This is a genomic window from Methylobacillus sp. DLP286, from assembly GCF_056636515.1.
In genome coordinates this window covers 1,158,564-1,182,147 of sequence record NZ_CM153145.1, presented here as the reverse complement: position 1 = coordinate 1,182,147, position 23,584 = coordinate 1,158,564, and the positions used below count along the sequence as shown (strand labels likewise).

The following is a 23,584-nucleotide window of genomic DNA, read 5'->3' as shown; positions in this document are numbered from 1 at the left end:
GCGTCAGTCAGCCTTGCCCAGGTGCATGGTAGCTCACGTCGACGACCTCGAAGCTTTCTTCCCCGGCAGGCGTCTCCACGCGGATCACGTCCCCGGGCTGCTTGCCGAGCAGCGCGCGGGCAAGCGGCGATATCCAGCTGATATAGCCCTTGCCCGGCTCGAGTTCGTCCTGGCCGACGATGCGGTAATGGTGCTCGCTGTCCTTGTCGATGGAGTAGAGCTCGACCCAGGCGCCGAAATAGATTTTCTCCAGGTCCTGCTGCTGCGCCGGGTCCACGACCACGGCAATGTCCATGCGCTTCATGAGAAAGCGCAGCCGGGAGTCGATCTGGCGCAGGCGCTTCTTGCCGTAGATGTAATCGCCGTTCTCGCTGCGGTCGCCGTTGCCTGCCGCCCAGGAGACATCGCTGACGACCTTGGGACGCTCGATTTTGTAGAGTTGCTCGAACTCGTCCTTGAGCCGCGCATAGCCTTCCGGCGTGATGTAGTTTTTCTTGTCTGCCATAGGCTCGCAAATTAGGCGGCAAGTCGCCGGCTGTCAAGCGAGCAGGCGTGAAAAGCCGTAGCCCATTGCATGAGCATGAGCTTTGGAGGTAAGCTCAACCTGCCTGGCAGGCAAGGCAGGCATCATCAATTTATATAACAGCAACAATAAATTAAGGGAGTTTCATGATGAGTGGGGAGCAAAAAAGGCCTGTCGTGTTCACAGGCAGGGCGGGCGAGTATTTCGGCATCTGGATCGTCAACCTGCTGCTGAGCATCCTGACATTGGGCATTTATTCCGCCTGGGCCAAGGTGAGGCGCAAGAAATACTTCTACCAGCATACCTTCATCGACGGCGTCGCCTTCGACTATCACGCTTCGCCGGTCGCCATCCTCAAGGGGCGCTTTCTCGCTTTCGGCTTGTTCGTCCTGTATTCGATCAGCGCCGAGATTTCGCCCATATTGTCCGGCGCGTTCATCATCGCCTTTATTATCTTCCTGCCCTGGATCATTGTGCGCTCGTTGACCTTCAACGCGCGCAACTCCAGCTATCGCGGCTTGCGCTTCGATTTCAAGGGCAGGCTATGGGACGCAGTGCTGTATTACATCCTGTTGCCGATACTGATGGTGCTGACGCTGGGCCTGCTGTACCCCTTCATTTCCCAGCGGCGCAACCGCTTCCTGGCCGAAGGGCACCGCTTCGGCAGAAGCCCCTTCACTGCCGGTTTCAAGGTGAAGGACTTTTACTTCGCATACCTGAAAGCCTTATTGCTGTTGGTTGGGCTTTTATTGGCGGCAGGTCTGTCCATCGGCTTGCTGAACGTCAACAACACCGACGCCTGGGCCAAGGAAAGCATGCAGCAAGCCATCGTGCCCTTGATATTCATCTACCTGCTGATCCTGACCGTTTGCGGGGCCTTCCTGCGCGCGCGTTTGCTCAACCTGGTCTGGAACGGCACGCGCGTCGAGCATGTCGGCTTCAGCGCCAACCTGCGCTCGCGCGACCTGGTCTGGCTCTATGCGACCAACCTGCTGCTGATCGTGCTTTCGCTCGGCTTGCTGACGCCATGGGCGCAAATCCGCACCATGCGCTACCATGCCGAGCGCCTGAGCTTGGTGGGCGAGACCGATTTTGCGCATTTCGTCGGCGAGAAAAAGGCGGAAGTCAAGGCAGCGGGCGAGGAAATCGGCGAGATGTTCGATGTCGAGCTTGCCCTGGGGTAATTCCAGGAACACATATTGGCCTGTCATGCGCGTTTTTGAAGCGGATTATTTCGACGGCATCACTGCCGATGCCAAGCCGGTGCTGGTGACGCTTGAAGCGCAGCACCTGAGCTTTGGCATCGGCGGCGAACCCGAACGTTTCCTGCTCGCGGCAATCCGGCCGCAGGCACCGGTAGGCAGCGCCAGGCGCGTCATCGAGCTGCCGGACGGCGGCCGCCTGGAAACGCGGGACCATGCGGCCTTCGACAGCTTGCGCCTGCCTGCGGGCAACCGTTTCTGGCGCCTGCTGCATTTCATTGAAAATCACCTCTCATGGGTGCTGCTTGCATTGTTGCTGGCCGTGCTCGCCGGCTGGGGAATGATACGCTACGGCGTGCCGTTGGCCGCGGAGCAGGTGGCGCGCATGGTGCCTGCGGGCACGGAATCCGGCCTGGGGGAACAGGTGCTCAAGGCCATGGACCACAAGTATGGCTATTTCAAGCCGACCAGGCTGAAGCCAGAACGCCGGCAGGCCTTGGAGCAAGCTTTGGCTACATTCTGCGCCCGCCAGGAAAGTTGCCCGCCCCACCGGCTGGAATTCCGACGCGGCGGCGATATCGGCGCCAATGCCATGGCGCTGCCGGGCGGCATCATCGTGGTCACCGACGAGCTAGTGGCATTGAGCCGCAGCGACGATCAGGTGTTGGCCGTGATCGCGCACGAACTAGGGCATGTGCAGCGGCGCCACTCCCTGCGCCACGCCTTGCAGGCCACATTGTCGGGATTGGTGCTGGTGGCGCTGACCGGCGATTTCGACGCGCTGGCCTCCGGCCTGCCGGCCGTGCTGTTGCAGCTCAATTACTCCCGCAGCATGGAAACCGAGGCCGATGCCTACGCCCTGGCAGCATTGCGGCAAGCCTGCATTCCTCCAAGTGCATTTGCGGAAATACTGAGCGCCTTGCAACGCCAGGCCAAGGGTGGCAGGATGCCGGAGATGCTTTCCTCGCACCCCGATACGGCAGCGCGCATTGCGCCTTTCAAGGACGGTCTGCCTGCAGGTTGCGGAATTTAAGCAAGAGCGGCTAGCTAACATCCTGGCAGAGCTGTTCTGTTTGCCGTACCACTATAGAGCGCCTGGCCAGGATCGCTTCGCTGGGCCTTGTTGGCCGCGCTAAGTCCTGAATGCCGATGCATAATCAAGTAAAATCCCGCTGATGAGTACCGATCACCTAATTCTCTGCGCCACGGCGCGGCTGGCGCGCGCATTGCAGTTTGACCATGCCAGGGCGCAGTCGGCCCGAGGCCTGAAGCAATGGGCGCTGCTGGATGCCATGACGGTCAGCCAGTGGCTGGACGCCTTGTTCGAGGAAGCCATGCTGACGGGCGGGCTGGACGTGCGGCAGGTGCCGCAGGGCGTGCTGAGCAATGTGCAGGAGCGCATGCTGTGGGAGGCGGTCATCAAGGAGATGTTGTCAGCCGAGGTGGCTGGCGAACTGTTCGACGTCAAGGGGCTGGCATGCATGGCGCAGGAGGCAAATCAGTTGTTGCTGGAGTGGCGCCTGCCGTTGCCCGATGCCGGCTATAGCGAGGAAACACGCCAGTTCCTCGCCTGGCGGCGCGAGTTCGTGTCGCGTTGCAGGCAGGGCGGCTGGATGGAGGCTGCGCGTTATCTCGACTGGCAGATCGACATGCTGGCGAACGGAGCGGGGCGTCTGCCGGACAGGATCGCGTTCGCGGGCTTTGACCGCATCACGCCGCAAATGGCGCGATTGCAGGAAATATTGCGGCAGCGCGGTGTCGATGTGCAGCGGCACCACACCGGACTGGCTGAGCCAGGCCATGTCCGGCGTGTGCTGCTGGCTGACCAGGAGGCGGAATGCCGTGCCGCCGTTGCCTGGGCGAAACGGCAGCTTGCCGAAAACCCCAGCGCCAGCATCGGCATTGTGGTGCCTGAATTAGCCAAGCTGCGGGGCACGCTGGCACGTTTGCTGGACGATGCGCTGCATCCTTCATGGGTGCGGCCTGCCATGGTGGAGGCGCCGCGGCAATATGATTTTTCCCTGGGGCAGCCCTTGCAGCGGGAGCAGGTAGTGCAGACGGCGCTTGAGCTGCTGCGGTTCTTCAGCCAGTGCCGGCACCGGGACAAGGTAGAACAGCAGGATTTCTCGCAATTGCTGCAGCGGCCTTATTGGTCGCATGCCGTGACCGAGGCGGATGCCCGCGCCCAGCTGGATGCGCGCATGCGGGAATGGCTGCCGTTGTCCATGAGCATGCCGCGCCTGGTCCGGTTCATCCGGCGCGAAGCGAGCAGCGAGAAAGCGCCGTTATCGTTGGCCGGCCTACAGACGCACATCAATGCAGCATTGGACATTCTGCAAGCCCAGTCCGGCCAGCAGCTGCCTTCGGCCTGGGTCGATGTCATGCAGCGCACCCTGGAAGCGCTGGACTGGCCGGGCAGGCAGCGCAGCCTGTCCAGTTTCGAATTCCAGGCCATTCAGGCCTTCGACAAGGTCTTGCAGGCGATGGCGGCGCTGGATGTGCTGCAGCAGCCCATATCTTTTCAGCAGGCATTGGCAAGGCTGCGCGAGCTGGTGCAGGAGCAGATCTACCAACCGGAAGCGGAAGGCGAGGTACGACTTCAAGTCATGGGCATGCTGGAAAGCGTCAGCGGGCCGCTGGACGGCTTGTGGGTGATGGGCATGAACGACCATAGCTGGCCGCCGCCGCCGCGGCCCAACCCCTTGCTGCCGGCCGCGATGCAACGCCAGCATGGCGTGCCGAACGCCGATAGCGTGGTGCAGGCCGCATTTGCCCAGGTGATCCATCAGCGCCTGCTGCATAGTGCGCATCGTGTCGTGTTCTCAAGCGCAGCGAAGGAGGGCGAGCGCGAGTTGCGCCTGAGCCCGTTGGTGCAGGCGATTCCCTTGCGTGAAGATATGCCGGAAGCCAGCCAGAGCCTGGCGCAGATGCTGGCAGAGCACGATAACAAGCCGCTTCAGCGGCTGGATGACCACCAAGCGCCGCCGGTTGCGGAAGGGGAGCATATCTCGGGCGGCACCGGCCTGCTCAAGGCGCAAGCGGTTTGCCCGGCCTGGGCCTATTTCCAGTACCGCTTGCATGCGCGGACGTTGAAGACCCCTGTCAACGGCCTGGATGCGGCGGAACGCGGCACGCTGGTGCACCTGGTGCTGGAGCATTTCTGGCGCGGAAGAGGCCTGCACGACCTGCAGGCGATGGACGAGCTGCAACTGGAACAGGCGCTTGCCGAAGCGGTGCGGTCCGCCTTGGCTACTTATATGGAAACTTGCGGCGAAGTATTGAGCGACGCGTTCGCCGGGCTGGAAACCATGCGCCTGACCCGCTTGCTGAAAGGCTGGCTGGCCTTGGAGAAAATGCGCGAACAGCCGTTTACCGTGCTGGCAAGTGAACAGCAACAGAAGGTGGTCATCGAGGGGGTGGAAATCAGCCTGGTCATTGACCGTATCGACCAGCTGGAAAACGGCAGCCGCATCGTCATCGACTACAAGACCGGCCGCAAGCCCGATACCCGCAACTGGGCGCAAAACCGCATCACCGAACCGCAATTGCCGGTCTATGCCGCCTTTGTGCTGTCGTCGCCCGACCCGGCAGATGCGGGAGCAGGCAGCACGGGCGGCGACAGCGCCGAAATCTCCGCTATCGCCTTCGCCATGATCAAGCTGGGGGAGCACGGGTTTGCCGGGCTTTCCAGCGAAAGCGTGCTGCCGTCGATGCCGGTGCTGGACGACAAGAAGACGCGGGAAATCTTTCCCGAGGCGGATTTCCCTGATTGGCACAGCGTGCTCGCGCACTGGCGCGGCAGCATCACCGCGGTGGTCGATGAGTTGAAGCGCGGCGAGGCGGCGGTGCTGGTGAAGGACGAAAAGGAACTGGCCTATTGCGAAGTGCTGCCCTTGCTGCGCCTGCCGGAAAGGCGGCTGCAGTTCGAGCATATGCAGCAGGGGAGAGCACAATGACGCAAGAAACGGATCAAGCCATGGATTTGCTGGAGCTGGACCGCGTCAGCCGCGAACGCGCCCTCGAGCTTGCCTCCTTCATCGTGGAAGCGCCTGCAGGCGCCGGCAAGACCGAGCTGCTGACCCAACGCTTCCTGCGCCTGCTCACCACCGTATCTGCGCCCGAGCAGATCATTGCGATCACCTTCACCAACAAGGCGGCCGCCGAGATGCGCTCGCGCATTCTCGACAGCCTGCTCATGGCGGCGAGCGGCAACATGCCGCTGGCGGCGCATAAGCAGCAGACCTTCAGGCTGGGCGTGGCGGCATTGCAGCATGCGGCCAGCCAAGACTGGCAGCTGCTGGACAATCCCTCGCGGCTGAGGATATTCACGATCGACTCCTTATCCGGCCACCTGGCGCGGCAGATGCCGTTGTTGAGCCGCTTCGGCAGCCAGCCTGCCATCACCGAGGATGCCACTGCGCATTACCGGCTTGCCGCCGAGCGCACGCTTGCCTTGGTGGATGAAGACGGCTTGGGCGAGGCGGTAAGGCTTGCGCTGAGCTATGTCGACAACGACGTGCAGAAACTCACGGGCCTGTTGGTCGATATGCTGGGCAAGCGCGACCAGTGGCTGGATTACGCCAACCACGGCGACCTGCAGCAGGCCGCCGAGCGGGCGCTGGAGCACTTGATCGCCCAAGACCTGCAAGCTGCCGCCAACCTATTGCCGGGTCGCTTGCAAAGCGCCTTGATGCCGGTGGCGCGGTATGCCGCCGGCAACCTGGCCTGCGACGTGCCCCAGGCCTTGTTGCTGGATTGGGAAACGCCATTGCCTGCCGCACCGCAGGCATTGCGTGCATGGCTGGCGCTTTGCGACCTGGTGCTGACCGGCACCGGCACATTGCGCAAGACGGTCACCGTCAAGAACGGCTTCCCGGCAACGCCGGAATCCAAGCCGTTCAAGGAGCAGTTTGCCGAGATCATTGCCACCTTGCAGCAGACTGCCGGCGCGGAAGCGGCTTTGCAGCGCCTGCGCAGCCTGCCGTTGCGGCAGGACGGACAAAGCTGGCAAATGGTGGCGGCGTTGGCGCAGTTGTTGAACATTGCCGTGGCGCAATTGTGGCTGGTGTTCCAGCAGGCGGGAGAGGTCGATTTTGTCGAGGTGTCGCAGCGCGCGTTGCGGGCATTGGGCAATGAGGACGATGCGCCCAGCGAGCTGGCTTTGAAGCTGGATTATGAGATCAGCCATTTGCTGGTGGACGAGTTCCAGGACACCAGCCCGGGCCAGGTCAAGCTGTTGCAGCGGCTGACGCAAGGGTGGACGCCCGGCGATGGGCGGACCTTGTTTGCCGTAGGCGACCCGATGCAGTCGATTTACCGCTTCCGCAAGGCCAACGTCGGCCTGTTCCTCGAAGTGGCCGAGGAGGGCATAGGCGAGCTGCCGCTGGAGCGTCTGCAGCTTTGCCGCAACAACCGTTCTTCGCCGCCCGTGGTGGACTGGATCAATGCCACGTTCCGGCATGTGTTCCCTGCCGATGACAGCGTCGTGCAGGGCGCAATCCGCTACCGCGAGTTCGTGGCGACCCGCGGGTATGAGGCCGGTGCCGGCGTGACGGTGCATCCGTTGATCTGCGGAACTGAAGAGGACGCCGAAGCCCTGCGCATCCGCGAGGCGGCTACGGTGATCGAGATCATACGTAATACCTGGGCAAGCAAGCCTGATGCGAACATTGCGGTATTGGTGCGCGCACGCGCGCATCTTGAAACGCTGGTGGCGGAAATCCGCCGCCGCCATCCCGACCTGCGTTTCCAGGCGGTGGAAATCGAGCAGCTTACGGGACGCCAGAGCGTGCAGGACCTGCTGGCCCTTATCCATGCCCTGTTGCAGCGCGCCGACCGCGTCAACTGGCTGGCGATATTGCGCGCGCCCTGGTGCGGCCTGCAGCTTGCCGACCTGCATGTATTGGCCGGGCGTGAGCGCTATCGCACGGTCTGGTCGTTGTTGCATGATGGCGGTTTGCTGGCCGCCATGAGCGAGGATGGCCGCCGGCGCAGCCAGCATGTGGTGCATGTGTTGTCGGAAGTCCTGGGGCAGCAAGGGCGCATGCCCTTGAGCCGGTGGCTGGAGAGCGCCTGGCTGATGCTGGGCGGCGCGCAATGCTTGTGGCAGCCGGGCGATATTGCCGACGTGGAAGCCTTTTTCGCGCTGGTTGACCAGCTTGACCAACAAGGCCGCTTCAGCCTTGAGCGCCTGGTGCAGGAGGTGGAAAAGCTCTATGCCGCACCGGATGTTGCAGCCGACGGCCAATTGCAGTTCATGACCATCCACAAGTCCAAGGGCCTGGAATTCGATACGGTCATCCTACCGGGGTTGGAGCGCCGCCCCCGCAACGGCGAAACGCCATTGTTGCTATGGGAAGAGGTGGCGGTGGAGAGCGAGGCGGGCGTCAGCACCGAGCTGGTCACCGCCCCTTTCATTCCCAAAGGCGCAGCGGGGCGGGACGAACCCAGTCCGTACAGCTACCTCAGGATGCTGGAAAAGGAACGCGCGGATAATGAAAGCGCGCGGGTGCTCTATGTCGCGGCGACCCGCACGGAGCGGTGCCTGCACCTGCTTGGCAGCGTCGCCCCGAATGCCAAGGGCGAGCTCAAGCCTGCCGGAGGCGCCTTCCTCGATTTGCTATGGCCGCATCTGGCGGGCGAGTTCCTGCAAATGGCTGCGCAAGATGTTCAGCCTGCGAATAATGCAAGCCAAGGCCCGCTGTTGGCCGACTTCATTCCCAAGCTGGTCAGGGTTGCAGAAGCAGGGATGCCCGCCATATATGCCGACAACAGGCACGAAGCCATTTCTTCCGGCCAGCCACATGGCGAGGCGCCGATGTTGGGCAGGCAAGCAGGGCTGGAAGCCCATATCGGCACACTTGCGCATAAATATGTAGAAATGATCGCTGCCGATCCTGATCTGGATGACTGGCTTGCGCGCCTGCCGAGCCTGAAGCCTGCGATGGCCCGCTGGCTGATCCGGCAAGGGCATCAGCACCATGCCGCTCAGGCGGCGGCAGACCAGGTGCTGCAGTTGTTGGAGCTTACCTTGCAAAGCCAGGATGGCCGTTGGGTATTGTCGGCCCGTCCGCAGGCGGCAGCCGAGCTCGCTATCGGGCATATCGGCGATACAGGCTTCAAGCAGCAAATCGTCGACCGGTGCTTTATCGAGAATGGCGAGCGCTGGATTATCGACTACAAGTCGACACAGCTGCCTGCCGGTGCGGATAATGAAACGATATTGAAGGCCGCTTCGGCGTATGAAGCCCAATTGGCCGGTTATGCTGCGTTGTTTGCGGATGAGAGAATCACAGTTCGCAAGGCGATTTACTTCATGGCGCTAGGCAAACTCTGCGAGTTGCCTTGAAATGAAGTGTCAGGATTGACGAAATCATGACGCATAATTGTCAGAATTTTGATGGATGTGTGGAAATTTTGTCATATGGGCTGGCATGGTCTTCAACCACAATCAGGCGTTTTTAATTGAAAATATATGGCCGTTAATTTTTAAGGTATTGAATTTTAAATATATTTACCCATGAATCCTTAATTTGGCATACTGTCGATCCAGATTGGTACAGGGGTTGCTTATAGTAAAGCGAACGTAACCCCACTATAGGAAAAGTGAAGATGAAAACGAAGTTAGGTATGTTGGCAGTATTGGCAGCAATCTCTGCTCCGGCCGCTGCGGGTACGATTGATCTTGGGGTTGCTTCCAATTACAACGCTTTTATTTTTGGTGATTACACAACTTGGGGTAATTCGGTTGCAGGGGCTCTCGCCATTGGCGGCAACGCAACCTTGTCCAGCAACAGTATCGCGAACGGCAAGAATAACGAATATGGCCTGGTGGTAGGCGGAAATTTCAACCAGGTAAACGGCGGCAGCCTCAATGGCAACGCCTGGATAGGCGGTAATAATGGCATTACCCAGCAATATAGTGTGTCGGGTCGCGTCGATACTGCGGCGACAGTCGCTGCACCAATTGATTTTGCTACTGCAAAGTCTGAGTTGAGCGCCTTATCCAGTCAACTGGCTGGTGTGACTGCCACCGGTAGCTATGCCGCCTTGGATCAATGGAACCAGAATAGCAAGGTGTTCACAGGCTCTGGCGCCAATGTGGAATTTTTTTCGTTGAATGCCAGTGAGTTTGCCAGTTTCAACAACCTGTTTTTTAACAGTATTGCGGCTGGTACCACCTTGATTTTCAATGTTGCCGGCGAAAGCGCAACTTTGGGTTGGCAATGGCAGGGTTTTGGCAGTCAATACAATGTGCTGTTTAATTTCTATGAAGCAACCAGTGTGACTCTGAATGCCTCAAGTCTGTATGCCAGCATTCTAGCTGTGGATGCCACGATCAACCCAGGCTCCGGCAATTTGTACGGTACCGTGGTTGCTAATAACTGGAACAACAGCGTGACATTGGGCAATGGCAGTTTTGCCACAGCTGATACACCACTATTCAACAATATCACTACTGCAGTACCCGAACCGCATCACTACGCCCTGCTGTTGGCAGGCCTGACTGTTATCCTCGTGACAGCCAAGCGTCGTAGAAAGATGTTGACCGCTAAGGTCTGACCGTCTGAATCCCGGGGGGGATAGAGGAGGAGAAAGGCGTGGGGTAGCATTACCCACGCTTTTTTCCTTTCTGGCGTTTGCGTTTCTCTATCCGTTTTGACGGGATGCAGTCCGGATTAACGGTGGTCGTGGTGGTGTACGCGGCGGATGGCCTTGAAGTGGCGCCTGACGTACCACACGGCAAAGATCACGCCAACGACGACCAACACGATATGGAACTGGTGGAAGTAAACCTCTAAGGACTCCCAGTGCTGGCCGAATTTCATGCCGGCATATGCCAGCAGGAAGCACCAGATCAGGGAGCCGACGAAGGTATAGGCGACGAACTTGCCCAGATGCATGCGTGCGACCCCGGCCGGGAAGGCGATGAAGGTGCGTACCGCAGGCAGCAGGCGGCCGATGAAGATGATGATGTCGCCGTATTTCTCGAACCAGCGGTCCGCCAGATGCAGGTCGTGATGCGAGATCAGCACCCACTTGCCGTATTTTTCCACCAGTGGGCGGCCGCCGAACATGCCCAGATAATAGGCGGGGATGGAGCCGACCACGCAGCCCACAGCCCCAGCCAGCGCCACGCCCCATAAAGTCAGCTCTCCCGTGAACACCAGGTAGCCGGCAAACGGCATGATGATTTCAGAAGGCAGGGGAATGCAGGCGGACTCGATCGCCATCAGCAACACGATGCCGCCGTAGCCCATGGTCGAGATGATGCCGATGATCCAGGCGGCAACCGCGGCAATGATTTTTTCCAGCATGTCAGGCGAGTTCCTTTAACAAGTTTTTGATGAAGTCAGTGCGTGGCGCAATGCCGGGGTATTGTACCGTAACCCTGAGCTTGTCCGGCCCGTTCATGCGGCAGCGGCGGTCGCGTTGCAACAGCGCGATGAGCTTGGTCGGGTCGAGGTCGGTGCTCGGCGCGAAATGCAGCTGGATCGCGGAGTCGCTGGCGTCGATCTTGTTGATGCCCAGCGGCTTGGCGGCGATGCGCAAGCGGTGGCAGGCCATCAATGCCTCGCCTTGTTCAGGCAGTAATCCGAAACGGTCGATCAGTTCTTCCTGCATGGTGTCCAGCTCATCGTCGTCGTTGCAGTTGGCCAGGCGCTTGTAGAGCACCAGGCGTTCATGCACGTCCGGGCAATAGTCGTTCGGTAATAAGGCAGGCGTATGAAGGTTGATTTCGGTGGTAACGCCGAGCGGGGCCGAGAGGTCCGGCTCCTTGCCTGCCTTGAGCTGTTTCACGGCATGGTTGAGCATGTCGGAATAGAGGGTGAAGCCGATTTCCTGCATTTCCCCGCTTTGGCTGTCGCCCAGCAATTCGCCCGCACCGCGGATTTCCAAGTCGTGCATCGCTAAGTGGAAGCCTGCGCCCAGGTCTTCGAGCAGTTGGATGGCATCCAGGCGCTTTTGCGCTTGTGGCGTGATGTTGCGGTCGGGGTCGGTCAGCAGGTAGGCATAGGCCTGGTGGTGCGAGCGGCCCACGCGTCCGCGTAGCTGGTGCAGCTGCGCGAGGCCGAACATGTCGGCGCGGTTCATGATGATGGTGTTGGCCGTCGGCACGTCGATGCCGGTCTCGATGATGGTGGTGCACAGCAGCAGGTTGAAGCGCTGCTGGTAGAAGTCGCGCATCACGTGCTCCAGCTCGCGTTCGCGCAATTGGCCGTGGGCGATGCCGATACGGGCTTCGGGCAGGATTTTCTCCAGTTTCTCCTTCATGACGAAGATGGTATCCACCTCGTTGTGCAGGAAATAGACTTGGCCGCCGCGCTTGAACTCGCGCATGGCGGCTTCGCGGATGATGCCTTCGGAATAATGGGTGGCGAAGGTCTTGATCGCCAGGCGCTTCTGCGGCGGCGTGGCGATCACCGAGAATTCTCGCAGGCCTTCCATTGCCATCGACAAGGTGCGCGGGATCGGCGTCGCGGTCAGCGTCAGCACGTCCACTTCGGCGCGCAAGGCCTTGAGCTGTTCCTTCTGCCGCACGCCGAAACGGTGCTCCTCGTCGAGGATGACCAGACCGAGGTTCTTAAACTTGACGTCCTTCTGGATCAGGCGGTGGGTGCCGATGACGATGTCGATGCTGCCGTCTTCCAGGCCCTTGAGCGCCTGCGCTTGTTCCTTCGCGGTACGGAAGCGGGAGATTTCAGTGATTTTCACCGGCCAGTCGGCAAAGCGGTCGCTGAAGTTGTTGAAGTGCTGTTCGGCCAATAGCGTCGTCGGCACCAGCACGGCCACCTGCCTGCCGCCCATGACGGCGACGAAAGCGGCGCGCAAGGCCACCTCGGTCTTGCCGAAACCGACATCGCCGCAGACCAGCCTGTCCATGGGGCGTCCGGACTGCATGTCGCCAATGACGGCCTCGATCGCGGCAAGCTGGTCGGCGGTTTCCTCGAACGGGAAGCCTTCGGCAAACGCCTCGTAATCATGCAGGCCGAGCTTGAAGGCATGGCCTTTGCGCGCCGCGCGCTGAGCGTAGAGGTTGAGCAGTTCCGCGGCAGTATCGCGCACCTGCTTCAAGGCTTTTTTCTTGGCCTTTTCCCAATGGCCGCTACCCAGGCGGTGCAGTGGAGCGGATTCCGGCGGCCCGCCGGAATAACGCGAGATCAGGAACAGTTGCGACACCGGTACGTAGAGCTTGTCGTCGCCGGCGTATTCGAGCAGCAGGAACTCGGTCTCGCCTTCGCCGAAGTCGATATTGACCAGGCCGCGGTAGCGGCCTACGCCATGCTGTTCGTGCACCACCGGGTCGTGCTCGCGCAGCTCGGAGAGGTCCTTGAGCATGCCCTCGGTATTGCGCTGCTTTTCCTTGTCGCGGCGGCGCTGCTGGCGCACGGTGTTGGCGTAGAGCTCGGCTTCGGTGATGACGGTCACGTCCACCAGCCTGAAGCCGCCATGCAGGGGGCCGATGCCCAGCATGACGTGGGCGGCGCCAGCCTGGAAGCCTTGCCAGTCCTCGCAGGTCTCGAATTGGATGCCATGGTCGTTGAAAAGCTGCGCCATGGTTTCGCGGCGGCCCAGGCTTTCGGCTGCAATCAGGATGCGGCCCTTGAAGCGGCGGATATAGTCCTCCAGCTTATGCAGCGGTTGTTCGGAACGGCGTTCCACTTCGAGCGCGGGCAGTTTCTTTTCCGCATCCAGGCTCAGTTGCATCCTGGCCCAGCCGTGGCTTTGGCTGAAGAAATCCTCCGCCTTGATCAGCAGCGCATCCGGCTTGAGGATGGGGCGCTCGGGGTCGTGCGCCAGCTGGCGGTAGCGCGATTGCGCGTCGTGCCAGAAGGCTTGCGACGCTTGGTCGAGATTGCCATGCAGGCACAGCAGGGCGTCTGGCGGGACATAATCCAGCAGCGTCGCGGTCTGTTCGAAAAACAACGGCAGGTACCACTCGATGCCGCCGCTGGCGATGCCCTTGGAAACATCCTTGTAGATGCGGCTGCGCGAGGGGTCGCCCTCGAACACTTCGCGAAAACTCTGGCGGAAGCGGGCGATGCCGGTTTCATCCAGCGGAAATTCCTTGGCCGGCAGCAGGCGGATATCGGCCACCGGGTAGAGGCTGCGCTGGGTATCGACATCGAAGGTTCGGATGGTCTCGATTTCGTCATCGAACAGGTCCAGGCGGTAAGGCAGGGCGCTTCCCATGGGAAACAGGTCGATGAGGCCGCCACGCACACTGAACTCTCCCGGGCTCATGACCTGGCTGACATGGTGGTAGCCTGCATCGGCACATTGGTTGCGCAAGGCCTCGATATCGAGTGTTTGTCCCTTTTTCAACAAGAAAGTATGGGCTGACAGGTAGGCATGAGGCGGCAGGCGCAGCAGCGCAGTCGATATCGGCACGAGTACGATATCGCAACTGTTCTGGCTGATCTGGTACAGCGTCGCCAGCCGCTCCGAGATCAGGTCCGGGTGCGGCGAGAAATGGTCGTACGGCAAGGTTTCCCAATCGGGCAGCAGGTACACGCGCAACTGCGGCGCATACCAGGGAATTTCTTCCAGCAGGCGCTGTGCATCGAAGGCGTTCGAAGTGATGACGACGATAGGTGTCTTGGCTGATGCCTGTATGCGCTGGATGGCGAGTTGTGCGAGCGCCAGGCTGTCGGTGCCGGGCGTGAGTGGATCGATCCGGGATGTTTGGCCGGGTGCCGGGATGGGCAGGGAAAACTGCATTGCTTTGCTGTGACGTATTGAATAAACGGCTTATTATAGCCTTTTCACCTACCGGACAGGGCTAATACCGGCATCAGGCGGAATTCTGGGATGGGGTGTCCCAAATGGCATTCCAGGCTGTCCGCTTGCGGACATGCCAGGAGCCGGACTTGAGAGAGTTACTTGCTGAGCAGCTTGCTGATTTGCGCTTCGGCAGCCGTCCAGTATTCCACCGGGCTGCCAGCAAAACCATTGCGTTCGGCAAGAAAATAGGCGGCTACTTCCACCATGCGATAGCGTTCTTCCGGGCTGATCTGAGTCACGGTATCGGTAATCTTGGCCTTGCTCGTGCTAGCCTTCCTGGTGGCGGTGGTTTTTTTGGGAGATGCTGGTTTTGCCGTTACGGCCTTGGGCGTTGCGGTTTTTTTTGCAGTAGTGCTCTTGGATGTAGCCATTTCGGTTCCTTTCTTGTAGTCGGGACTTCCATGCTGCTTGGAATGGGAGGCGAAGGCGGTAACCTTCGCTTCCCATCATATTAAACCGTTCCGCCTACCGTCAAGCCGTCTATGCGCAGGGTGGGCTGGCCGACGCCGACCGGCACGCTCTGGCCTTCCTTGCCGCAGGTGCCGACGCCGCTGTCCAGTGCCATGTCGTTGCCGATCATGGACACGCGGGTGAGCACGTCCGGTCCGTTGCCGATCAAGGTGGCACCCTTGACCGGGTAGGCGAGCTTGCCGTCCTCGATCATCCATGCCTCGGCAGCGGAAAATACGAACTTGCCGCTGGTGATATCCACCTGACCGCCGCCGAAGTTGGCGGCATACAGTCCTCTCTTCACCGACTTGATGATTTCCTCTGGCGCCATGTTGCCGTTGAGCATGTAGGTATTGGTCATGCGTGGCATGGGGATATGGGCGTAGGATTCGCGGCGGGCGTTGCCTGTCAGCGCCATGTTCATGAGGCGGGCATTGAGGCTGTCCTGCAGGTAGCCGCGCAAGATGCCGTCCTCGATCAGCACGGTGCGCTGGGTGGGGTTGCCTTCGTCGTCGATATTGAGCGAGCCGCGGCGGTTGCTGATGGTGCCGTCGTCGACCACGGTCAGGCCCTTGGCAGCGACCTGCTGGCCGATCGCGTTGCTGAACGCGGAACTGCCCTTGCGGTTGAAGTCGCCTTCCAGGCCGTGGCCGATGGCCTCGTGCAGCAGGATGCCGGGCCAGCCGGCGCCGAGGACGACCGTCATGCTGCCTGCGGGGGCAGGGCGCGCCTCCAGGTTCACCAACGCCTGGTGCACGGCTTTCTGCGCGTAATCCTGCAACACTTCGTCGGTGAAATAGCTGTAGTCGAAGCGGCCGCCGCCGCCGGCGGAACCTTGCTCGCGCCTGCCGTTCTGCTCGGCGATCACTTGGATGGAGAGTCGCACCAAGGGGCGTACGTCAGCCGCCATGACGCCATCGTGGCGCGCCACCATGACCACTTCGTATTCGCCTGCGACCGAGGCCATGACCTGGGTGATGCGCGGGTCCGCCTTGCGCGCATACAACTCCAGGCGCTCCAGCAGCTTGACCTTGGCCTCGGCGCTCAGCGAGGCAATGGGGTCTTGCGGCAGGTAGAGTTGGGGCGCGCTGATGCGCTGAACGGCTTGTCCCTGCTTTTCCTCGCCGAGCGCGGCGATGGCGCGGGTGGCGGTGGCGGCCTGTTTCAAGGCTGCCAGGTTGATGTCGTCGGAATAGGCGAATGCGGTTTTCTCGCCGCTCACCGCGCGTACGCCTACCCCTTGGTCGATGCTGAAATTGCCCGACTTGACCTGGCCTTCTTCCAATCCCCAGCTTTCCGCACGGCTGTATTGGAAGTACAGGTCGGCGTAATCCACCTGGTGCGACATGATATTGCTGATCACGCCCTGCAAGTGGCCGACATCCAAGCCGCTAGGGTTGAGCAGGGCTTCTGTCGCAGTATGGAAATGCGAGTCGGTGGCGGGGCTGGAGGCGGTCGGTAATGTATCTGGCTTCATGGCGGAACGTCTTCAAGGTTGATTGATACCATCATAACAGCCCGCCGGGATGGCGGAACATAAGTATTTTCTGTAAATGATGATCAAGATATTGAGCTGTTTGGCTGTTTTTCAAGCCAGGCAATTAGAGCAACCAACAAACTCCTCTTGCCGTTGTTGCCCTGTCTTGCCGTACTGCGTGTACTGTCTGCGGCAGAGCGCCTAGCCAGGATCGCTTCGCCGAGTTTTGTCAGTTGCTCTTTTACAGCTTGCGGTGCTTCAATGCCGGTAGGCTCTTGCGCAGGCTCTTCAGGTAGGCGGTATTGATGGAGGAGATCACGATGCCCGACCCGCGCGGCAGCCTGTCCTGCACGACGCCCCAGGGGTCCACTATCATGCTGTTGCCGTGGGTTTCGCGCCCGGAAGCATGATAGCCGCCTTGGCCCGGCGCAATTACGTAACAGAGGTTCTCGATCGCGCGTGCCCTGATCAAGGTTTCCCAGTGGGCCTTGCCCGTCGTCTCGGTAAAGGCCGAGGGCACGGCGATGATGTCGACATCCCCCATGGCGCGGTACAGCTCGGGAAAGCGCAGGTCGTAGCAGATGGAAAGCCCGAGCTTGCCGAAGGGGGTGTCCACGGTGACGACTTTGCTCCCGGGCTCTATGGTCTTCTTTTCCTGGTAGTGTTCCTGGCCTTTTTCGAAGCCGAACAGGTGGATCTTGTCATAACGCGCCACCTGCTTGCCCTTGTCGTCGTAGACCAGGCAGGCGTTGCGGACTTTTTCCGGGTTGTCGCATTCCAAGGGGACGGAGCCGCCGATGATCCAGACCTGGTGTTTTTTTGCCGTCTTCGAGAGAAAGCGCTGGATCGGGCCGCTGCCTTCCTTTTCACGGACGGCGACCTTGTCGGTGTCCTTGAGCCCCATGATGGCAAAGTATTCCGGCAGGGCGACGAGCTTGGCGCCCATGTTGACGGCAATTTCGATCAGGCGTTCCGCTTCGCTCAGGTTGGCGGCGACATAAGGCCCGGAGGCCATCTGGATGGCAGCGATGCGGTTGATCCCGGGGATGGAGTTCTTGGTCTTGCTTTTGGCAACTTTTTCTCTTGATTTGATGGCCATATTTTAATTTCCGGACGGAATGCGAATTATCAGCTTGGTTTGTTGCATTTGTATGAGCAACCAGTCACCTGCCCAGCGGCAGAGGCGCCTGGTTGGCATTGTCCCGCTTGCTGCTTGCCTTGATTTCCACCGGGTTGTCCCAGGTGCCGACGAACTCGTACTCCGAGGAGGCGATCTGGTTCAGCGGGTCTTTCAGCAGTTTCTGCGCGAGGTAGGTGGCGGCGCCCACGACAGGGCCGCCTGCAAGCGCCGCAATCGAGAGGCTGTCGCTGACATAGGGCGTCACTTTGACCTTGATGTGCTGGGTTTCCTTCTGCAGGTCGGTTTCCCCGGTCATTTGCACCAGGGCGGTAGGGCCTTCCAGGCGGAAATCGTCGCTGCGCATGATGCCGTCATCAATGCGCACGTTGGCTCCGATCTTGTCGAAAGCAAAGCCGCTGCTGAACACATCGCGGAAATCGAAAGTAAGGCGGCGCGGCAGGTTCTGCAACGTCAGCACGCTGAACAGGCGGCCGACGCCGGGCTGTATCTTGAGGATCTGCCCCTTGCGCACGTCGAGTTGGAGGTCGCCGCTCAGCTTGGTGGTTTCAAAGTCGTGCGGGCTGCCGGGCCACTTGAGCTGGCCGGTGAGGTTGGCGTTGCCGTCCTTGATGGCATTGGGGTAGCCGAAGCGTTCCAGTGTCTTGCCTACGTTGCTGATTTTCCAGTTGATGTTGAGGCGGGTGTTGGGGGAGCGCTTCCAGTTATGCCATTCGCCATCGGCGTTCAGCTCGCTTTCCGGGGATGAAATGCGCAGTTTCTCTATGCTCCAGTCATTGTTGTGCTCGTTGGCGAGCAGCTCCAGCTTCCCCAGTTGCTTGGCGCCATATTCGAAGCTGTCGGCGACGATGTCCAGCGAGGGATATTCGCTGACATTGCTTTGCTGGCTGAATTGGCCTTGCGTGCGCAACATGGCGGTATCCGGCGTCGAGGAGGGAATGCTCAGGCGTTTCAGGCGGGCCAGCACTTTGCCGTTGCCCTGGCTCAGCCACTGGATATCGCCGGTCAATTCCTTGCTTTGCGCCTGCATCTGCCAACCGTCCTTGATCGCGATGGCGGCCAGCTTGAGGTCGTTGATACGGCGGTCAAACACGTCCAGCTTGTTGATGTCGAGGTCTATCTTGCGGATGTCGACACTGTTGCCGGCTTGCTGTCTGCCGCCCTTGGTGCTGCTTGCCAGCTCCCGCCATTCGTCCACATCCAGGTGCTCGATCTTGCCGTGCACCGTGATGCCCGACTGCTGGGCGAGGGAGGGCGCCACGTTGAAGCCGATGTCTCCGCGCTCGATTTTCCAGTCGCCGTTGCCCTGTTTGCTGCGGGTGAATAAGGCGCCGAGGTTGTTGCCATAGCTGATGCTGATATTGTCCTGGCTGGGATTGGGCTGCTTTTTCTCGATGCGCAACGGCACGTTGTCATTCATGGCCTTGTTGAGCGGAAAGGGCAGACTGGACGTCATGCCTTGCAGGTTTGAATTGATGGCGATGTCGACGCCATTGGGGCTGACATTGATATTGCCGTTCCAGTCCGCAGTGCCGAATATGCGGTCGAAGACGCCATTGCCGAAGCTGGAGCGCAGGCCGGCGTCGCTGACCTGCCCGCGTGCGGTGATGCGGACGGACTTGTCCTTGCCAGTGTTGAGGCTGACCTGCGCCGGGCCGCCGTACACCCAGGTCCCCAGGTTCTGGCCGCGTACGCCGTTTTCAGTGAAGTCCAGCTTGCCGTTGATGCGGGTCAGCGGCGGCGTGTCGTCGCTGGAGAGGCTGCCGTTGATGATGGTGTAGCTGCCCTTGACCTTGGTGGTGTTGACGTCATGCAGCGGAATCTGCAAGTCCAGCGCCAGCTTGCCGTTGCCGCTGGTTTGCAGGCCTTGGGTGAAGCCGCCCATGATCTTGACCAGCGGGCTGGAATTGAGGTACTGGATGCCGTTGCTGATCGGGCCCTGCCCTTCGCTCACCACGCTCAGGACCGGTTGGTGCGATGCCAGGTTCGGTATCACGACCTTGCTCCTGACCACTTGCGTGCCCAGTGTGCTGCCCTTGTTGGCATTCAGTTCCATGCGGTTGCCCTCGAACAGCATGTCGAGGGCGATGTTCTCGATCTTGGGCCATTCCGGGGCGAACTTGAGTTCGCCGTCGTGAATTTTCGCCTTGACCTGGAACAAGCCGTTCTTGTTATCGGCGAAGGGGAATTGGCGCACGTTGCCCTTGATGATGACGCTGACGTCCTCGCTTTTGCCGGCCAGGATGGAGTTGTCCAGCCATGACAGGGTATGCTCGCCCAGCAACAATGGGTAGTAGAAGCGCGCATGCTGCCCATCCACGCGGTTGAACTTGCCGATCAGTTCGAGTATGCCGCCCTTGGCAGGGTCGTGCTGGAAGCTGGCGTTGATGGCGCCTGCAAGGTGTCGGTTGGCAATATTGAGATTGTTGACGCGAACTTCCGGTTTGCCGTCATTGGTTTTCCATTTCACCTGCCCGGTGAGCTTGTCCACAGGCAACGGCCAGCGCAGTATGTCCTTGAACTCAAGCTCCGTGTTGCGCGAGTTGAGCGTGAGGCTGCCGCCATCTTCATCAGCACTGATGGAGCCGCTCAACTGCTTGAAGCCAGGTATCTTCATGTAGGGCTGCATGCCCAAGTCGCTGAACTGCGCGTGGAGCTTGTATTTTTCCGGAAAGCCGCCATGGCTGGTCCATTCCAGGCTGAGCTTGTGCAGGTCGCCCGCGGGCTTGATCTCCTCCAGGGTCTGCTTGAGTTTTTCCGGCAAGGGCAGGTGGGATGCGAGGAGATGGGCGGACGGCAGCGATATTTCATCGAGTGTGATGTTGCCTTCGAGCGATTGCTTTTCCGCAGCATGCCGTTCGCGCAGCGCAATCTGGCCGTTCTGCATATCCAGGCCGTTGGGGGTGGCGATCTTGAGGTTTTCGGCCACCAGCTCCTGCCCGTCACTGTGCTTGATCCAGGTCAGCCTGCCGGAGAGTTTATCCAGCCTGGTTTCGGGCTGGTCATGGATAATGCGGCTGACGACGTTGTGCAGGATCATGTCGCTGACGAGCTTCTTGGGCTCGCCGTTGGCAAACTCCAGCCATGCCCGCGTGGCGCCGTACCCTTGGCGGATATCGATCAGGTTGGCCGGCAGCCATTGGTGCCAGGCGGCGATATCGGTGCCGTCGGCGTGGACATACAAGGTGCCGCGCCAGTCGTCCAGCCTGCTGATGTCCTTGCCGTAGAGGTTGCCGCGTACATCGATCGGCCCGGAAGCCGCCACCGAAGGGACGGCCTGCAATCCAAAGCGGTGGTGGCCGACCAGGCTGCTCCAGGCCGGGTTTTCGACATGCAAGTTGAGTTTGTCCAGGCTCAGCGGCGGGGCCTGGCGCAAGTCGTCATGCCAGGTGATGCTGGCATTACTCACATCAATGCTGGCCTGGCGCAGCAGCCAATTGGCGAAGTCCGGTTTGGAGGGGCCGCCGGTTGCAATGCCGGCGATATAGACCGTGCCGTCCGCCTCCCTGCGGATGTTCAATGCGGGCTCGTGAATGACGAGCGAACTGAGGCGAGGCTCCAGCAGGGCAATGCTCAGCCACGATACGCTGGCCTCGATATGCTGGAAGGAAAGCGCGACGCGCTGCTCGGCGTCGTAAATATCGATGTCGCGCAGGGATAGGTGCGGGTTCAATCCGCTCCAGCTCGCATGCAGTTGCTGGATGGTGACGGTCTGGCCCAATGCCTCGCTGACCTTGGCGGCAATGCGTTCGCGGTATTCGCCGATATTGGGCAGGACGAGGTAGCGCAGGCTGAGGACGATGATGGAGAATGCAATGATGGCGAACCATAGCAGGGCAAGGGTGGCGCGGTAACACCATAGCAGGGACTTTTTGACCATATTTTATTGCACTATCATCGCCGGAATCCGCACGAATTGTGCCTGTGAGCAGCATGTCTATTTAATATGCCCAAAGTATTTCATTGGCACGATGGTTGGTCAACGCTTGAAGGGCGAAAGTTGCCAGGATTGGCTTACAATAACAATTGTTGACAATATATTTCCTGCAAAAGTCCTTCTTTAGACTTGGGCATTATCGAGTAAAGTTCTTGATTCAGCTAAAAAACATCAAATTATACCGTGGAGTGAAGTGCCTGGTCGAAGGCGCAAGCTTCCAGCTTCATCCCGGCCACAAAGTCGGCCTGACCGGTGCGAACGGCGCAGGCAAGTCCAGCGTATTCGCCATGTTGCGCGGCGAACTGCATCCCGAGTCGGGCGAACTGGAAATTCCCGCCCATTGGACCATTGCCCATGTGGCACAGGAAACCCCGGCGCTTGCCGACGCTGCGATCGAGTTCACGCTGGATGGCGACGTCGAGCTGAGGCAGGTCGAGGCGGCGTTGCGCGAGGCAGAGGCCACGGGAGAAGGCGAAAAGGTCGGCGAGTTGCATGCCCGCCTAGGCGAGATCGATGGCTATTCCGCACGTGCGCGGGCGGCCGAGCTGTTGCATGGCCTCGGCTTCGCTACCGCCGATTTGCAACGCCCGGTTTCCGATTTCTCCGGCGGCTGGCGCGTGCGGCTCAACCTTGCCCGCGCGTTGATGAGCCGTTCCGACCTGCTGCTGCTTGACGAGCCGACCAATCACCTCGACCTCGACGCCGTGATCTGGCTGGAAAACTGGCTCAAGGATTACCGCGGCACCTTGCTGTTGATTTCGCACGACCGCGATTTCCTTGATGCCATCGTCAACCACATCGCGCATATCGAGCAGCAGAAACTCACTCTTTATCGCGGCGGCTATTCCGATTTCGAGCGACAGCGCGCCGAACGGCTGGCACAACAGCAGGCAAACTACGAGCGGCAGCAGCGCGAAGTGGCGCACTTGCAGAAATATATCGACCGTTTCCGTGCCCAGGCCACCAAGGCCAGGCAGGCGCAAAGCCGTATCAAGATGCTGGAGCGCATGGAACTGATCAATGCGGCGCATGTGGACAGCCCGTTCAGCTTCAGCTTCCGCGAGCCATTGGCCGCACCCGATCCGTTGCTGGTGCTGGATGAGGCCGATGCAGGCTATCAATCCACCCCAATATTGCAGCGCATCATGCTGACCTTGCGCCCGGGCGAGCGGGTCGGCCTGCTCGGCCGCAATGGCGCAGGCAAGTCCACCCTGATCAAGCTGCTTGCCAATGCCATGACGCCCTTGCAAGGCAAACGGGTGGAAGGCAAGGATTTGCGCCTCGGCTACTTCGCCCAGCACCAGCTCGAACAACTTCGCGCCGACGAATCGCCATTGCAGCACATGCTGCGCCTGGACCCCGAGACACGCGAGCAGGAGCACCGCAACTACCTGGGCGGTTTCGATTTCCGCGGCGACATGGCCACCAGCGCGGTCGGCGCGTTTTCCGGCGGTGAAAAATCCAGGCTGGCGTTGGCATTGCTGATCTGGCAGCGTCCCAACCTGCTGTTGCTGGACGAGCCGACCAACCACCTCGACCTGGAAATGCGCCATGCCCTGACCATGGCCCTGCAGGACTACCAGGGCGGCATGGTGCTGGTGTCGCATGACCGCGCCCTGCTACGCGCCACCTGCGACCACTTCCTGCTGGTGGCGGACGGCAAGGTGCAGGAGTTCGACGGCGACCTCGAAGATTACCGCAACTGGCTCAATGAGCAGCGCCTGCGTGACAAGGCCAAGGAAGAAAAAATCAAGCCCGAGGCGGCGCCCAATGCACGCGCGCAGAACAAGGCAGAACGCCATGCAAGGTTGCAGGAACGCAGGCCATTGCTGAAAGAGCTGGAGCAGATAGAAAAGAAAATGGCCGCCTGGCAGCCGGAAAAGAACCAGCTGGAACAAGCCTTGGCCGCGCCCGAGCTATACCAGGAGGCAGACAAAACCCGCCTGCAAACCCTGCAGAAGCGCCAGGCCGAGCTTGAGCAGCAATTGGGCCACGCCGAGGAGCGCTGGCTCAGCCTGCAGGAGCAACTGGAAGCCTTGCCGGAAATCAGTTGAATACGATCCGTCAAGAT

General features: G+C 60.3%; 13 protein-coding genes. 6 read left to right on the top strand and 7 right to left on the bottom strand.

Features of this window, described 5'->3' with window-relative positions; translation table 11 throughout:
• Positions 1 to 7 precede the first annotated feature (7 nt).
• Positions 8 to 505, bottom strand: a complete 498-nt coding sequence (greB, locus tag ACWXTG_RS05680) for a transcription elongation factor GreB (protein WP_480221015.1) — start codon at positions 503 to 505, stop codon at positions 8 to 10.
• 164 nt (positions 506 to 669) lie between these two features.
• On the opposite strand from greB, the gene ACWXTG_RS05675 reads away from it, so the two are divergent.
• From ACWXTG_RS05675 to ACWXTG_RS05655, 5 genes are all read left to right on the top strand, one after another.
• Entirely contained in the window at positions 670 to 1,707 is a 1,038-nt protein-coding gene (locus tag ACWXTG_RS05675; protein ID WP_480221014.1) for a YjgN family protein, read from the top strand.
• Positions 1,708 to 1,732: 25 nt separating this feature from the next.
• A complete protein-coding gene (locus tag ACWXTG_RS05670) occupies positions 1,733 to 2,758 on the top strand; it encodes a M48 family metallopeptidase (protein ID WP_480221013.1) in 1,026 nt (341 codons plus the stop codon).
• Positions 2,759 to 2,900: 142 nt separating this feature from the next.
• Complete coding sequence (locus tag ACWXTG_RS05665) at positions 2,901 to 5,681, top strand: PD-(D/E)XK nuclease family protein (RefSeq protein ID WP_480221012.1); 2,781 nt, start codon at positions 2,901 to 2,903, stop codon at positions 5,679 to 5,681.
• Positions 5,678 to 9,073, top strand: coding sequence for a UvrD-helicase domain-containing protein (locus tag ACWXTG_RS05660; RefSeq protein ID WP_480221011.1), 3,396 nt, complete (start codon positions 5,678 to 5,680; stop codon positions 9,071 to 9,073). Before ACWXTG_RS05665 ends, ACWXTG_RS05660 begins: the two co-directional genes overlap by 4 nt.
• Before the next feature lie 263 nt (positions 9,074 to 9,336).
• A complete protein-coding gene (locus ACWXTG_RS05655; RefSeq protein WP_309565580.1) occupies positions 9,337 to 10,287 on the top strand; it encodes a choice-of-anchor A family protein in 951 nt (316 codons plus the stop codon).
• A gap of 116 nt (positions 10,288 to 10,403) precedes the next feature.
• Here ACWXTG_RS05655 and ACWXTG_RS05650 read toward each other — a convergent pair whose 3' ends face one another.
• The 6 genes from ACWXTG_RS05650 to ACWXTG_RS05625 form a co-directional block, all read right to left on the bottom strand.
• Positions 10,404 to 11,042, bottom strand: coding sequence for a DedA family protein (locus ACWXTG_RS05650; protein WP_309565579.1), 639 nt, complete (start codon positions 11,040 to 11,042; stop codon positions 10,404 to 10,406).
• 1 nt (position 11,043) lies between these two features.
• Positions 11,044 to 14,448, bottom strand: a complete 3,405-nt coding sequence (mfd, locus tag ACWXTG_RS05645; protein ID WP_480221010.1) for a transcription-repair coupling factor — start codon at positions 14,446 to 14,448, stop codon at positions 11,044 to 11,046.
• A gap of 158 nt (positions 14,449 to 14,606) precedes the next feature.
• Positions 14,607 to 14,882, bottom strand: coding sequence for a DUF2934 domain-containing protein (locus ACWXTG_RS05640; protein ID WP_309565577.1), 276 nt, complete (start codon positions 14,880 to 14,882; stop codon positions 14,607 to 14,609).
• A gap of 80 nt (positions 14,883 to 14,962) precedes the next feature.
• Positions 14,963 to 16,438 carry a metalloprotease TldD gene (gene tldD / locus ACWXTG_RS05635; protein ID WP_407997064.1) on the bottom strand — a complete coding sequence of 492 codons (1,476 nt, stop codon included), beginning with the start codon at positions 16,436 to 16,438 and terminating at the stop codon, positions 14,963 to 14,965.
• Between the two features lie 241 nt (positions 16,439 to 16,679).
• Positions 16,680 to 17,537, bottom strand: coding sequence for a carbon-nitrogen hydrolase family protein (locus tag ACWXTG_RS05630; protein ID WP_480221009.1), 858 nt, complete (start codon positions 17,535 to 17,537; stop codon positions 16,680 to 16,682).
• Between the two features lie 64 nt (positions 17,538 to 17,601).
• Positions 17,602 to 21,456 carry a YhdP family protein gene (locus tag ACWXTG_RS05625; RefSeq protein ID WP_480221008.1) on the bottom strand — a complete coding sequence of 1,285 codons (3,855 nt, stop codon included), beginning with the start codon at positions 21,454 to 21,456 and terminating at the stop codon, positions 17,602 to 17,604.
• A 209-nt stretch (positions 21,457 to 21,665) separates the two neighbouring features.
• Here ACWXTG_RS05625 and ACWXTG_RS05620 point away from each other — a divergent pair, with 209 nt between their 5' ends.
• On the top strand, positions 21,666 to 23,567 hold the full coding sequence (locus ACWXTG_RS05620) for an ATP-binding cassette domain-containing protein (RefSeq protein ID WP_480221007.1): 1,902 nt from the start codon (positions 21,666 to 21,668) through the stop codon (positions 23,565 to 23,567).
• The last annotated feature ends 17 nt before the right edge of the window (positions 23,568 to 23,584 follow it).

Bases quoted from the DNA above. Each gene is read 5' to 3' on its own strand.
- greB (WP_480221015.1), bottom strand. From the start codon at position 505: ATGGCAGACAAGAAAAACTACATCACGCCGGAAGGCTATGCGCGGCTC.
- ACWXTG_RS05630 (WP_480221009.1), bottom strand. From the start codon at position 17,537: ATGGCCATCAAATCAAGAGAAAAAGTTGCCAAAAGCAAGACCAAGAAC.
- ACWXTG_RS05675 (WP_480221014.1), top strand. From the start codon at position 670: ATGATGAGTGGGGAGCAAAAAAGGCCTGTCGTGTTCACAGGCAGGGCG.
- mfd (WP_480221010.1), bottom strand. From the start codon at position 14,448: ATGCAGTTTTCCCTGCCCATCCCGGCACCCGGCCAAACATCCCGGATC.
- ACWXTG_RS05640 (WP_309565577.1), bottom strand. From the start codon at position 14,882: ATGGCTACATCCAAGAGCACTACTGCAAAAAAAACCGCAACGCCCAAG.
- ACWXTG_RS05665 (WP_480221012.1), top strand. From the start codon at position 2,901: ATGAGTACCGATCACCTAATTCTCTGCGCCACGGCGCGGCTGGCGCGC.
- ACWXTG_RS05670 (WP_480221013.1), top strand. From the start codon at position 1,733: ATGCGCGTTTTTGAAGCGGATTATTTCGACGGCATCACTGCCGATGCC.
- ACWXTG_RS05625 (WP_480221008.1), bottom strand. From the start codon at position 21,456: ATGGTCAAAAAGTCCCTGCTATGGTGTTACCGCGCCACCCTTGCCCTG.
- tldD (WP_407997064.1), bottom strand. From the start codon at position 16,438: ATGAAGCCAGATACATTACCGACCGCCTCCAGCCCCGCCACCGACTCG.
- ACWXTG_RS05650 (WP_309565579.1), bottom strand. From the start codon at position 11,042: ATGCTGGAAAAAATCATTGCCGCGGTTGCCGCCTGGATCATCGGCATC.
- ACWXTG_RS05660 (WP_480221011.1), top strand. From the start codon at position 5,678: ATGACGCAAGAAACGGATCAAGCCATGGATTTGCTGGAGCTGGACCGC.
- ACWXTG_RS05655 (WP_309565580.1), top strand. From the start codon at position 9,337: ATGAAAACGAAGTTAGGTATGTTGGCAGTATTGGCAGCAATCTCTGCT.